The organism is Deinococcus malanensis (genome assembly GCF_014647655.1).
In the GTDB taxonomy this organism is placed as follows: Bacteria; Deinococcota; Deinococci; order Deinococcales; family Deinococcaceae; genus Deinococcus; species Deinococcus malanensis.
Genome location: NZ_BMPP01000011.1, coordinates 115,882 through 127,590, shown reverse-complemented (window position 1 = coordinate 127,590; position 11,709 = coordinate 115,882). Strand labels below are relative to the sequence as shown.

The following is an 11,709-nucleotide window of genomic DNA, read 5'->3' as shown; positions in this document are numbered from 1 at the left end:
TTCTCTTCAGCGACAGCTACCTGCTGCTTCTGGTCACACATCAACACGGAGCCGCCGGAGACAATCACGCACCAGCAGCGTTTTCCGTTCCCAGCACAGTATGCCCGGCATTGCGCAATGTCGTCAGCGTCGCCGGAAGCTGATTCCGGGCCACCAGTACATAGTCGGTATTAAACGTACTGAGCGCAAAAATGCCTACGCCAGCGTCGCGTAGCGGGTTCAGGACCGAGGCCAGGATGCCAGTCAGACTGAACTCGAAAGGCCCGTGCAGCTTGAGGGCCACCCAGCCGCGCTGTGCCCGCGCTCCTTCCGGTACAAGATGTTCTTCGCAGACCAGGGAACACTCGTCGGCGGCCAGGGTCAGGCTGAATAAGCTTCCGCCCGGCGCAGGAAAAGGTCCTCCAATAGGGAGCTGCGCCACAGCGAAACCCGCCGGCAGCAGAGACAGGGATAGTGAAGGAGACACCTTCCATGCTGCCATGTGAGAGGGCCTGTCAGAAGCTACTCGCGCCAGATGGCCCAGGTCTGACGGTCCAGTATGTCCATCTCAATGGGCGCACGGCCACCCTGACGCAACAGAGACATGATCTGCCCCCGGTGGTGGCTGTCGTGCACCAGCGTATGGATCAGGAACTGCGCCGGGTGGGACGTGTAGACGCCGTCAAAGCCCCGTTTCTCGGTCAGGGCAGCCTGGACCGCGTTCAGCGCCGCCTCGTCTCCCCTGTCCAGAGCGTCGGCCAGCTGTGCGACGTCACGTGTGGTCAGCCAGAACCTCTCTTCGGTCCCCGCCACGACCTCTGGCAGCCCTGAGGCATGGGCCGGCGAGATGTGCGAAAGCCAGCCGGCACGGAAGCCTGCCAGATGCCCCAGATGCTGTCCCACACTCCAGCCGCCCCGGCCGTCACCAAGGTCCAGGTCTGCTGCCGTGACCGTTGCCAGGAGGACTGCGTTGACGCGGGCGTTGCGGCGGAAGGTACTGAGAATCAGGTCGGTATCGGACATAAGAATCTCCTGTCAGCGCTGAGGTGAGAGGGGGGCGTGCGGTGGTCTGGGCTGGCTTGTTCATAGTGACCTGACTCTGGCGGCCCGTGGCGCACATCAGCAGGCGCGGTGACAAGACGCCGGCAAAAGCGCCAGGGCTGGGTCGGGGTGCATCCGTATGCCAGATGTACGCCATACCACCCACACTTGCTTCCTGAACACAGCTGCCAGCCGCCTCTCCGGGAGCCCTGGTTGGCCTTGACCTGGGGTCGCGTGAGCAGACACACGGCCGCAGCCACCCGGCTCCAGCAACAGTTGCACTGGTCCAGATGGCATGCAGCGGGCAGCCTCAACGCTCGTGGAAGGCCGGGGGCTCGATACCCAGGGCACGCAGGTACACGTACCCCTGCCCGCGATGATGGTTTTCGTTGTCTATAGCGTACAGCACGGTATCCAGCGGCGACAGATGACCCCAGGGCATATCCTGCTTGCGTGTGAACCACATGGGGTCGGCGTCCGGCAACGCCTGGGCCAGCCGGGGCGTCTGGGCATCCCAGGCGCTCAGCAACGCGAGGCGGTCTTTGGGGTCAGGTTCCTGGGGAGGCTGCCAGCTCCAGTCATCGGTGGACAGGCCCTTCAGGCAGTACTCGGTCAGACCCTGGAGTTCCCAGGCGAGTTCACCAAAGGAGCGCATGGGAGGCGCCGCCGTGAAGCTGAACAGGTCGCCTTCGGGAAAGGCCTCGATCACGCGGCGGGTGAGCCCCCGGTTGCCCTGCCAGTGAGTCAACAGGGCGTCGAGGGTCAGGACAGCGGCGGGCATGGTGTGGATCGTCATAGATGAACCTCCTCAGGTCGAATCTGCCCACAGCGTAACCAGCATTGCCGTCAGAACGTGTCGTATTTCTCTTTTACACTGGGTGCATGTATGACCCGTCCATGCGCGTACTGACCGTGCTGGAATTGCTGCAGGCCCGCGAAAGCGTGACCGGAGCCGAACTGGCCCGCCGACTGGAAGTCAGCCCGCGTACCGTGCAGCGCTATGTGGCGCGGCTGCAGGACCTGGGCATTCCGGTCGAGGGCCGTCGCGGCGTGGGCGGCACCTACCGCCTGAAGCCCGGCTTTCGGCTGCCACCTCTGATGTTTACTGGCGAAGAGGCCCTGAGTCTGGCCCTTGGACTGCGGGCGCTCCGGCACCTGGGCCTGCACACCCTGGCCCCTGCGGCGGAGGCTGCGGGCGCCAAGCTTTCCCGTACCCTTCCGGCGCCCCTGCGCGACGGGATTCAGGCCCTGGAGACAGCCGTGCAGCTGGACGCCTCGCCCTGGGTTGTCAGCACCGACGCGGCCCTGCTGGCTGCCCTGTTACGGGCAGTGCGCGAATCACGCACCGTCGAATTCCGGTATGTCGCGGCGCAGGGAGCAGGTACCACCCGGCAGGCCAATATCTACCGGGTCCTGCACCTGGGCGGCCGCTGGTATGCGGTGGGCTGGTGTCTGCTGCGCGGCGCTTTGCGTTCATTCCGTCTTGACAGGATGGACAGCCTCTGCGTGCTTGACACGCAGTTTGTGGCTCCTGCTGATTTCGACGCTGCTGCGGTGCTGCGCGCCTCACTTCCCGGAATTCAGATGCACGAGGTCAGCGTGTGGCTGGCCTGCCCACCTGAAGAACTGCGTGGCCGGGTGTCTGCCTGGCACACCGAGATCCTCCCGGAGGAGGGCGGCACCCGCCTGCGTACCCAACGTGAGGAGCTGGAGTCGTTCGCGGCGTTTCTGCTGGGGCTGGCAGTCACCTTCCGGGTGGACGGACCGCCTGAGCTCCGTGAGGCGTTCGGTACGCTGGCCCGGCGTTGTGCGCAGCAGACCGCTTACACTGGGCCATGAGCCACCCCACAAACAGTGACCTCGCCCAGGGCAAGGCCTACAGCGGACATGGCGTGACGGTGTACTACGACGCCCGGCGCTGCGTGCATGTCGCCAACTGCGTGCGGGCCCTGCCCACAGTGTTCCGCCCCGGCGAGCGGCCGTGGATACAGGCGGATCAGGCCTCTGCCGAAGAGGTCGCGGCGGTCGTGCGCGCCTGTCCGACCGGGGCGCTGCACTATGTCCTGACCGATGATGGCCCAGAACAGCCGGAGGACATCACTACCGTTACCCTGGTGCCGGACGGACCGTTGGTGCTGCGCGGCAACCTGAACATTGCAGGCCAGCGTGAGGTGCGCGCCGCACTGTGCCGCTGTGGAGCAAGCAGCAACAAGCCTTACTGTGACGGTACGCATGCCCAGGTGGGATGGACCAGCCACTGACCGCCAGGGCACACAGAGCAGTCCTCATGGTGGGGTCCACAGCAGTCAAGGGCTTCAACTATCAACGGCTGTTGGGCGAGGGGAGCAAGTGACCGCGGCAGACGGGGCCTGAAGTTGACGGGAGTGCGCCTCTCCCGTCAATAAAGCGGAATACTGCTGTCAGCCGAGCTTCCCGGGCACTCACCATGTCCTCGGTACAATGCCGCATGGCTTCATACAACATCTCCGATCTGATCCGCAGGAAACGCGACGGCCAGACCCACACCCGCGAGGAGCTTGAAGCGCTGGTGCTGGGGTACACCCGTGGAGAGGTTCCGGACTACCAGATCAGCGCCTGGCTGATGGCGGTGTACCTGCGGGGCATGGCCGAACAGGAAACGGCGGACCTGACGATGGTGATGGCCCAGAGCGGCGACCTGATGAACCTGGGCGACCTGCCCCGGACTGTCGACAAGCACTCCACCGGAGGCGTGGGCGACAAGACCAGCCTGATCCTGGCCCCGATGCTCTCAGCACTGGGGCTGACGGTGGCCAAGATGAGCGGCCGGGGGCTGGCCCACACGGGCGGCACCATCGACAAGCTGGAGAGCATTCCCGGCTGGACCCCGGAACTGGAGGAGGCTCGGTTTCTGTCACAGGCGCGTGAGATCGGTCTTGCGCTGGTCGGGCAGAGCAAGGATCTGGCCCCGGCGGACGGCAAGCTCTACGCCCTGCGCGATGTGACGGCCACGGTCGACTGCCTGCCGCTGATCGCCAGCTCAATCATGAGCAAGAAGCTGGCGTCCGGGGCCCATACGGTGGTGCTGGACGTCAAGGTCGGCGCAGGAGCCTTTATGCGTACCCTGGAAGACGGCCGCGGGCTGGCACGCGCCATGGTGGACATCGGGACGCGGGCCGGGCGGCAGGTGCGCGCCGTGCTGACCGATATGGACACGCCGCTGGGGCACATGGCAGGCAACAGCCTGGAAGTGCTCGAAGCTCTGGACACGCTGCGGGGTCAGGGACCGCAGGATCTGACCGAGCTGTGTGTGTCCCTGGCGGTCGAAGCCCTGGTGGCCCAGGGAGAGACCCCCACCCAGGCGGAGGCACGTGCCCGCGCCACCCTGAGCGACGGCTCGGCATTGCAGCGGTTCCGGGCCTTTGTGGAGGCTCAGGGAGGAGACGCCAGCTATGTGGACGAGCCTTCCAGGTTCGACGTGGCGCCGGGACGCGCGGACATCGTGGCTCCGGGCAGCGGCTTTGTTGAGCGGGTGGACGCCCTGAGCGTGGGGCGGGCGGTGCTGGCCCTGGGCGGCGGCCGGGAGCGCAAAGGCGAAGCGATTGATCACGGAGTGGGCGTCGAACTGCTCCGCAAGCCCGGCGAGGCCGTGCAGGCCGGCGAAGCCATACTGCGGCTCTACCACCGCGATGGCCGCGGCCTGGAGATAGCCCAGCGTCTGCTGCACGAGGGCCTGAACATCAGCGAGGCTGCCCCGCAGCCCGAGCCGCTGATTCTGGACCGCGTGAACTGACTGTCGCTGGGCCGCGTTTACGGCTCTGGCCGCCGCAGCCCGAGCCACCCGATCTCAGGGCAGGCGGATAATGCGGCAGTTCTCGCGCGGGGTGTCTGGGGCATTGGTCGCCACAACGACCTGTTCGTCTGCCCCCACAAACCCCTGACAGCGCGCCTGCTCGCGCAGGTAGTCCGGATTGGTGGCGTTGCGCTCGGCATCCCGCAGGATTTTCACGTCACGCTCCAGACCCTGGATACGTTCGCGGGTCTCGCGGGTCTGCTGGCTCCACGTGACGCTGCGGTAGGCGGTATGTCCCAGCTGGAACGTCAGCTGCACGATGCCCAGGCCAGTGAGCAGGCTGGCCAGCATCATGCTCAGGGGCAGCCGGCTCAGACGCCGCCATAGGTCCCGGCGCGGTGCGGGCGGTGGCGGGGGAGCACCATGATCCATGTGCAGCAGCATAGCGCTGTGTCCTGAGGGTCATTTGCTCCTGGGGCCGAAAAAGCGGAGTTCGGGACCAGCCTCACGGCGCCGCTACACTGGACGACATGACCGACGTCTCCCCTTCTGCCCCGGCCCAGGCAGCACCCGGCCGGATTCCGGAGCTGAACTGGGCCGACGCCCACCGCGCCAGCATCCAGATGCGCTACAGCGACATCGACACCAACCATCACGTCAATAACGGCCGCTACGGCGAATACCTGGAAAATGCCCGCATCATGCTGATGCGCGACGTCGGTTTGTGGGATGCCGGTGAACGCACCGTCCTGGCCCGCATGGAACTGGACTACGTGCAGGAGATCCGCGCCGGACAGGACCTGATGGTCGAGTCCCTGATCGAGCGTCTGGGCCGCACCAGCTGGACCGTCGTGGCCCGGATTCTGGCCGACGGCGTGCCGTGCGCCTTTTCCCGTGCGGTGCTGGTACGCGTCAACACCGATCATCAGCCTCAGCCGCTGCCGGAGTGGGTGCGTGAAGCCCTCTCGACGTTGATGGTCCGCCCGTGAGCGGGGTGCGCTACGAGGACCGCGTGATGTACCAGGGCGATATCTGGGTGCGGCTCGACACCCTGCCGCGCCTGCTGGCCGAGGGCTGGCGCCGGACCCTATCAGAAGGCGGCGTGGTCAGCGTGGTGCGCACGCCGTTTCAGTGGGCCATGGGGTCGCCGGTCATTGAGATCGAGACCGGTGGGTACATGGGCGATGTCGGACTGTACGTCCCTGAAGTGCAGCTGCGTGAAGCCCTGATCCTGCTGGGCGAAGACGATGGTGGCGGCGTAGACGGCCTGGATGAGGAAGAAGAGCCCAGACGGTAAAGTAACAGCCAATTTCAAGCGTTCTTTCCGGAAGCGTGGAACCGGTTCCGGGCTGTTTCAGGAGTCCACATGACCAATCCCATCCCCAGTGCCCAGACCGCCAGTATCGGCGTGGACGTGGGCGGCACCAAGATCGCCTGCGGTGTGCTGCGAGGCGATCAGTTGCTCGAGCGCCACGTGCAGCCAACCCCCGAGACCGGCTGGGAGGCGGTCCTTGACGCCATTGCTGCCCAGGTGCAGCAGATTCAGCGCGCGCATCCGGAGGCCCGCCTGATCGGCGTGGGCATTCCCGGCCCCCTGAACGCCGACCGAACCCGGGTCAAATTTGCGCCCAACATCTACGGCTTCACCGACGTCCCCATGGTCGACGGCCTGCGCGACCGCCTGGGCCAGCGCATCATTCTGGAAAACGACGCCAAGGCCGCCGCCCTGGCCGAGGCCCACCTGGGTGCAGCCCGCGGCGCCGAGAGCAGCGTGTACGTCACCGTCAGCACTGGCATCGGCGCCGGGATCGTCATTAACGGGCGCATCTGGCGCGGCCGGCACGGCATCGCCGGTGAGCTGGGGCATGTCACGGTCATGCCCGGCGGGCCGGTCAGTGGCGCGGGCCTGGACGGCGCCCTGGAGGCCATGGCCAGTGGTACGGCCATTGCCCGCGACGCCAGCTACGCCCTGAACCGCGAGGTCAGCACCGCAGAGGCCTTCTCGCTGGCGCAGCAGGGTCACCCAGGCGCCCGGCGTGTGGTCATGCAGGCCCTCAAGCACATCGGCGTGGCGCTGGCCGACCTGCAGAAGGTGCTGGACCCGGAAGTGTTCGTGATCGGCGGCGGCGTGGCCAGCGTGGGGGACTTTTTTTTCCAGGGGGTTCAGGCCGCCGCCAACGACTACGCGGCCGGCTTCGCCCCCGTCACCATCCGGCGTGCGCAGCTGGGCACCGACGCGGGAGTGATTGGCGCTGCACTGGCGGCCCAGCACGGGTGAGGTCGCCCCCTTGATGGCTCAGGAAGTTCCCTGGTCCCTGCTCGCTGGGGTGCGGGCGTATGCCCTGCCGTTCTATCAGGAGCCCCACCGGGCCTACCACACGGCCGTGCACGTGCGCGAGCTGCTGCTGGGTCTGGGGCGGCGCGGAGTGCTGAGCCCGGCACTGGCCCTGGCAGTCTGGGGCCATGACCTGGTCTATGAACCCGGCGCGACCGACAACGAGCAGCGCAGCGCCGAGCTGTTCGACGCCTGGCTGGCGTCACGGGGAGCACCGGATGATCTGCGTGAGCAGGTGCGGGACCTGATCCTGGTCACCCGGCATGTGGCGCCTGCCTTCACCCACGAAGAGGCCCTGCTGGTGGACGCTGACCTGAGCATCCTGGGCGCCAGCCCGGAAGCGTTTGGGGTCTACGATGCGGCCATCCGCAGGGAGTACGCTCATGTGCCGGAGTGCCGTTACCGGCACGGGCGTCTGGCGGTGCTGCGCGGCTTTCTGGAACGCGAGACACTGTACCTTACCCCGGAATATGCGGACCTTGATGCGCCGGCCCGGCGCAACCTGCGTGCCGCGATAGCAGCGCTGGAAAACAGCCGATAAATGTGAAAGTGCCTCCCACAGCGGGAGGCACTTCGACAAGAAAGGAGCTTCAGTCCGCGGCGCTGCCGTGGTTGCCCGACTGAATATCCTTGCGCTGCTGCTCGGCCTTGGCCTCGATCTTGGCCTTGATCTTCTTCTGGGTATAGCTGGCCTCGCGTTCGCGCTGGTCGAGCACGCCACGGATGAAGCGGATGTCGTCCTCGATGCCGGGAATCACAACCTGCTCCAGAGCATTGACGCGGCGGGAGGTCTTCTTGATCTCCTCGCCGATCCGGCGCAGCTTGGTTTCGGTTGCGGCGACCTTCACGATGGCTTCCATGACGCCGCCAAAATCGGTGGCCGCCTGAATGGTGCGCGCCCCGACGTTGATGGGGCTGAAGTTCGTCGTCTGGTTGCGCTCAGGAATATTGATGCGGGGGACCTTGACGCCGTAGATGCTTTCAATCTGCATATTCACGGCGTAGTCGCCGCTTCCTGCCAGACTGAGGCTCTCCACAGCTTCGGGGCTGTCCCAGGCCTTGGCCCCGAACAGGCTGGTGTAGGCACCCTTGCTGACACCGCCGAGCTGCTCGCGCGCCGCCAGCGCGTCCTTGACCAGGGCAAAGAATTCGCCGATCAGGGCGTCACGCTTGCGCTTGAGCAGGTCTGCGCCGCCGGACGCCGTCTTGAGGCTGGCCTTACTGGCGAGCAGGGCGCTGCGGGTAGGGCTGATCTGTCCTGCCATTGATATTCACCTCCTCTTGCGGGGGAAACAGGAGGGAGCGCAGGCCCCCTCCTGTACGTACCTAGCTTAGCCCAGGCTCCGGCTGCCCTTCCACATTTCGTCCATCTTGGTACCGTAGTACTTGTCGATGGCGTCCTTGGAGATACGGGTCAGCTGGCTCTGGGGCAGCTTGGACAAGATGCCCCAGGCGACCGTCAGGCTGTCGTCGATGCTGCGGTCCTGGTCGCCCTGACCGATGAAGTACTGCTCGAAGTCATCGGCGAAGCGCAGGTACAGCTTGTCGGTTTCGGTCAGCGCGTCCTCACCGGTGATGGCCACCAGCTTGCGCAGGTCCAGACCGTTGGCGTAGGCCGCGAACAGCTGGTCGGAGATGTTCTTGTGGTCGGCGCGGGTCTTGCCCTTGCCGATGCCGTTGCCCTGCAGACGGCTCAGGCTGGGCAGCGGGTTGATCGGCGGGAACACACCCTTGGAGTTCAGGGTGCGGTCCACCACGATCTGACCCTCGGTGATGTACCCGGTCAGGTCGGGGATGGGGTGGGTGATGTCGTCGTCGGGCATCGACAGGATCGGCACCTGGGTGACCGAGCCGGGCTTGCCTTCCACCACGCCGGCGCGCTCGTACAAGGACGCCAGGTCGGTGTACATGTAGCCGGGGAAGCCACGGCGACCGGGGATCTCTTCACGCGCACCGCCGATTTCACGCAGCGCCTCGCAGTAGTTCGTCAGGTCGGTCAGGATCACCAGCACGTGGTAGCCGTGCTCGAAAGCCAGGTACTCGGCGGTGGTCAGCGCCATGCGGGGGGTCAGCAGACGCTCGACGGCCGGGTCATCGGCCTTGTTCAGGAACAGGACCGAGCGGGCCAGCGCACCGGTGCGCTCGAACTCCTGGGTGAAGAAGCTGACTTCGCGCTGGGTCAGACCCATCGCGGCGAAGACCACGGCGAAGTCACCCTCGTGACCGGGCACCTTGGCCTGACGGGCGATCTGCGCGGCCAGTTCGTTGTGCGGCAGACCCGAGCCGGAGAAGATCGGCAGCTTCTGGCCACGGATCAGGCTGGTCTGCACGTCGATGGTGCTGATGCCCGTCTGGATGAACTCCTCGGGCTTGGCGCGCGCGGCCGGATTCATGGCCTGACCGTTGATGCTCAGGCGCTGCTCAGCCACAACCTGGGGCAGCCCGTCAATGGGGCGGCCCAGGCCGTCGAAGCGGCGGCCGATCATTTCCTTGCTCACGCCCAGGCGCGCCACGTCCTCAACGAGACTCACGCTGGCGGTCGCCAGGTCCAGACCACGGGTTTCCTCGAACACCTGGATCACGGCGTTCTGGTCGGTCACCGAGATGACCTGACCGCCGCGTGAGCGCCCGGTGGCGTCCTTGATGTTCACGATGGCGCCGTACGCCAGATCCGAGGCCGCGTTCACGAACAGCAGCGGACCGGAGATGTACGCGACGTCGTTGTATTCCTTCTGGAGAAGGGTCACGCTTTCACTCCTTTGAAGGTGTTGTGAAGCTCGTCCATTACGCCTTCACCGTAGGCCATGAACTCGTTTTCGGGGGTGTAGCGGGCGCGGGCCAGCTTCTCGATCACGGGGTTCTGGATGATCTCATCGATGGTCGCGCCGTTCCTGAGGGCCGAGTCGGCCTCGTCATAGAACTTCAGGAACATCTTCATCAGGCCGTAGTTCTTGGGCATGGAAGCCGAGGCGTCCACCGGGTCAAAGCCGTTTTGCTGCAGGAAGTCCTGCCTCAGCATGCGGCCGGTCTCGATGATCAGACGCTCGTTGTCCTGCAGGGCGTCGGGACCGACGAGCTGCACGACTTCCTGCAGGGCGGCTTCCTGCTGCAGCAGGTTGCCGATGCGCTGGCGCAGTTCCGGGAAGTCCGGGCCCACGTTCTGGCGGTACCACTTGTCCAGGATCGGCGTGAACAGGCTGTAGGAGCCGTTCCAGTTGATCGCCGGGAAGTGGCGGCGGCGCGCCAGACCGGCGTCCAGACGCCAGAAGGCACCGGTGATACGCAGGGTGGCCTGGGTCACGGGCTCGGACATGTCGCCGCCTGCGGGGCTCACGGCGCCGATCACGGACACGGCGCCGTCGTCACCGGAGAGGGTCTTGACGGCGCCGGCGCGCTCGTAGAAGGCGGCCAGCTTGGCGCCCAGGTAGGGCGGGTAACCTTCTTCGGCGGGCATTTCTTCCAGGCGGGAGGAAATCTCGCGCAGCGCCTCGGCCCAGCGGCTGGTGCTGTCGGCCATCAGCGATACGCTGTAGCCCTGGTCGCGGAAGTACTCGGCCAGCGTGATGCCGGTGTACACGCTCGCTTCACGGGCGGCCACGGGCATGTTGGAGGTGTTGGCGATCAGGATGGTGCGGTGCATCAGCGGTCCGCCGGTTTTGGGGTCAACCAGTTCCGGGAACTCCACCAGCACGTCGGTCATCTCGTTGCCGCGCTCGCCGCAGCCCACGTACACCACGATGTCGGCGTTGCCGTACTTGGCGACGGACTGCTGGGTCACGGTCTTGCCGGACCCGAAGGGGCCAGGGATCGCAGCCGCGCCACCCATCACCAGGGGGAACAGCACGTCCAGGATGCGCATTCCGGTCAGGAACGGCAGGCTGGGGTCGAGCTTCTTCTGCACCGGACGCGGCGCGCGCACAGGCCAGTAGTGGGCCAGACGCAGCTTGGTGCCGTCTTCCAGTTCGGCGATGGTGTCGTCGATGGTGTATTCACCGGCGTCGGCGACCCAGCGCAGCTTGCCTCCCTTGTCAGGGGGCGTCAGGATCTTGTGGGTAAAGCTGAATTCCGGAACGGTGCCCAGAATGCCGCTGCCGACCACCGTGTCACCGGCCTGCACGCCAGGCGTGAAGGCCCACTTCTTGGTGCGGTCCAGCGAGGACACTTCGATGCCGCGGGCAATAAAGTCGCCCGAAGCTTCGCGGATCTTGTCCAGGGGGCGCTGAATGCCATCGTAGATGCCGTTGAGCATGCCCGGCCCGAGCTCGACGCTCAGGGGAAGGCCGGTGGTCTCGACAGGCTCACCCACGGTCAGACCGCTGGTGTCCTCATACACCTGCACGAAGGCGGTGTTGCCGTCGAGGCGGATGATCTCGCCCACGAGGCGTTCTCTGCCCACGCGCACGATGTCGTACATTTTCGCGCCGTACATGCCGTCTGCGATGACGGCCGGTCCGGCGATGCTCTGCACGACGCCTTGCTTGTTCTGCGTCATTTGGATCTCCTTGAGAAAGGTCGAAGAGGGGCCGGAAAGCGCGGGGGCGGGAAAGGTCTGGGGGCTGCGGCCTGAGCAGGCGATGCCTTC

General features: G+C 65.8%; 14 protein-coding genes. 7 read left to right on the top strand and 7 right to left on the bottom strand.

Annotated features, from left to right (window positions below):
• Positions 1 to 64: 64 nt before the first annotated feature.
• The 3 genes from IEY49_RS13665 to IEY49_RS13655 all read right to left on the bottom strand — a co-directional run bounded on the left by IEY49_RS13665 (position 65) and on the right by IEY49_RS13655 (position 1,816).
• A complete protein-coding gene (locus IEY49_RS13665) occupies positions 65 to 466 on the bottom strand; it encodes an ACT domain-containing protein (RefSeq protein ID WP_229780803.1) in 402 nt (133 codons plus the stop codon).
• Positions 467 to 501: 35 nt separating this feature from the next.
• Positions 502 to 1,002 carry a DinB family protein gene (locus IEY49_RS13660; RefSeq protein WP_189009765.1) on the bottom strand — a complete coding sequence of 167 codons (501 nt, stop codon included), beginning with the start codon at positions 1,000 to 1,002 and terminating at the stop codon, positions 502 to 504.
• Positions 1,003 to 1,330: 328 nt separating this feature from the next.
• The gene (locus tag IEY49_RS13655; RefSeq protein WP_189009763.1) at positions 1,331 to 1,816 is read right to left on the bottom strand and encodes a DinB family protein; all 486 of its coding nucleotides are present in this window, start codon (positions 1,814 to 1,816) and stop codon (positions 1,331 to 1,333) included.
• Between the two features lie 86 nt (positions 1,817 to 1,902).
• Here IEY49_RS13655 and IEY49_RS13650 point away from each other — a divergent pair, with 86 nt between their 5' ends.
• The 3 genes from IEY49_RS13650 (at position 1,903) to IEY49_RS13640 (ending at position 4,792) form a co-directional block, all read left to right on the top strand.
• Positions 1,903 to 2,859 carry a helix-turn-helix transcriptional regulator gene (locus IEY49_RS13650; RefSeq protein ID WP_189009761.1) on the top strand — a complete coding sequence of 319 codons (957 nt, stop codon included), beginning with the start codon at positions 1,903 to 1,905 and terminating at the stop codon, positions 2,857 to 2,859.
• A complete protein-coding gene (locus IEY49_RS13645; RefSeq protein WP_189009759.1) occupies positions 2,856 to 3,281 on the top strand; it encodes a (4Fe-4S)-binding protein in 426 nt (141 codons plus the stop codon). The genes IEY49_RS13650 and IEY49_RS13645 overlap by 4 nt, the downstream gene beginning before the upstream one ends.
• 206 nt (positions 3,282 to 3,487) lie before the next feature.
• Entirely contained in the window at positions 3,488 to 4,792 is a 1,305-nt protein-coding gene (locus IEY49_RS13640; RefSeq protein ID WP_189009757.1) for a thymidine phosphorylase, read from the top strand.
• A gap of 54 nt (positions 4,793 to 4,846) precedes the next feature.
• Here the strand turns inward: IEY49_RS13640 and IEY49_RS13635 are convergent, their stop codons facing one another.
• Complete coding sequence (locus IEY49_RS13635; RefSeq protein WP_229780802.1) at positions 4,847 to 5,224, bottom strand: FtsB/FtsL family cell division protein; 378 nt, start codon at positions 5,222 to 5,224, stop codon at positions 4,847 to 4,849.
• Positions 5,225 to 5,322: 98 nt separating this feature from the next.
• Here IEY49_RS13635 and IEY49_RS13630 point away from each other — a divergent pair, with 98 nt between their 5' ends.
• The 4 genes from IEY49_RS13630 (at position 5,323) to IEY49_RS13615 (ending at position 7,668) form a co-directional block, all read left to right on the top strand.
• Positions 5,323 to 5,781, top strand: coding sequence for an acyl-CoA thioesterase (locus IEY49_RS13630; protein WP_189009753.1), 459 nt, complete (start codon positions 5,323 to 5,325; stop codon positions 5,779 to 5,781).
• On the top strand, positions 5,778 to 6,089 hold the full coding sequence (locus IEY49_RS13625; RefSeq protein ID WP_189009751.1) for a hypothetical protein: 312 nt from the start codon (positions 5,778 to 5,780) through the stop codon (positions 6,087 to 6,089). Before IEY49_RS13630 ends, IEY49_RS13625 begins: the two co-directional genes overlap by 4 nt.
• 69 nt (positions 6,090 to 6,158) lie before the next feature.
• The gene (locus IEY49_RS13620) at positions 6,159 to 7,070 is read left to right on the top strand and encodes an ROK family protein (RefSeq protein WP_189009749.1); all 912 of its coding nucleotides are present in this window, start codon (positions 6,159 to 6,161) and stop codon (positions 7,068 to 7,070) included.
• Complete coding sequence (locus tag IEY49_RS13615) at positions 7,039 to 7,668, top strand: HD domain-containing protein (protein WP_229780801.1); 630 nt, start codon at positions 7,039 to 7,041, stop codon at positions 7,666 to 7,668. The genes IEY49_RS13620 and IEY49_RS13615 overlap by 32 nt, the downstream gene beginning before the upstream one ends.
• Positions 7,669 to 7,717: 49 nt before the next feature.
• Here the strand turns inward: IEY49_RS13615 and IEY49_RS13610 are convergent, their stop codons facing one another.
• The 3 genes from IEY49_RS13610 to IEY49_RS13600 all read right to left on the bottom strand — a co-directional run bounded on the left by IEY49_RS13610 (position 7,718) and on the right by IEY49_RS13600 (position 11,619).
• Positions 7,718 to 8,392 (bottom strand): V-type ATP synthase subunit D, encoded by a 675-nt coding sequence (locus tag IEY49_RS13610; protein ID WP_189009748.1) that lies wholly within the window; start codon positions 8,390 to 8,392, stop codon positions 7,718 to 7,720.
• Between the two features lie 66 nt (positions 8,393 to 8,458).
• Entirely contained in the window at positions 8,459 to 9,874 is a 1,416-nt protein-coding gene (locus tag IEY49_RS13605) for a V-type ATP synthase subunit B (protein WP_189009746.1), read from the bottom strand.
• The gene (locus tag IEY49_RS13600; protein WP_189009744.1) at positions 9,871 to 11,619 is read right to left on the bottom strand and encodes a V-type ATP synthase subunit A; all 1,749 of its coding nucleotides are present in this window, start codon (positions 11,617 to 11,619) and stop codon (positions 9,871 to 9,873) included. The genes IEY49_RS13605 and IEY49_RS13600 overlap by 4 nt, the downstream gene beginning before the upstream one ends.
• Positions 11,620 to 11,709 lie beyond the last annotated feature (90 nt).

Excerpts from the sequence above, each read along its gene's own strand:
- IEY49_RS13650 (WP_189009761.1), top strand. The coding sequence starts at position 1,903 with ATGTATGACCCGTCCATGCGCGTACTGACCGTGCTGGAATTGCTGCAG.
- IEY49_RS13600 (WP_189009744.1), bottom strand. The coding sequence starts at position 11,619 with ATGACGCAGAACAAGCAAGGCGTCGTGCAGAGCATCGCCGGACCGGCC.
- IEY49_RS13655 (WP_189009763.1), bottom strand. The coding sequence starts at position 1,816 with ATGACGATCCACACCATGCCCGCCGCTGTCCTGACCCTCGACGCCCTG.
- IEY49_RS13645 (WP_189009759.1), top strand. The coding sequence starts at position 2,856 with ATGAGCCACCCCACAAACAGTGACCTCGCCCAGGGCAAGGCCTACAGC.
- IEY49_RS13640 (WP_189009757.1), top strand. The coding sequence starts at position 3,488 with ATGGCTTCATACAACATCTCCGATCTGATCCGCAGGAAACGCGACGGC.
- IEY49_RS13620 (WP_189009749.1), top strand. The coding sequence starts at position 6,159 with ATGACCAATCCCATCCCCAGTGCCCAGACCGCCAGTATCGGCGTGGAC.
- IEY49_RS13660 (WP_189009765.1), bottom strand. The coding sequence starts at position 1,002 with ATGTCCGATACCGACCTGATTCTCAGTACCTTCCGCCGCAACGCCCGC.
- IEY49_RS13635 (WP_229780802.1), bottom strand. The coding sequence starts at position 5,224 with ATGGATCATGGTGCTCCCCCGCCACCGCCCGCACCGCGCCGGGACCTA.
- IEY49_RS13630 (WP_189009753.1), top strand. The coding sequence starts at position 5,323 with ATGACCGACGTCTCCCCTTCTGCCCCGGCCCAGGCAGCACCCGGCCGG.
- IEY49_RS13610 (WP_189009748.1), bottom strand. The coding sequence starts at position 8,392 with ATGGCAGGACAGATCAGCCCTACCCGCAGCGCCCTGCTCGCCAGTAAG.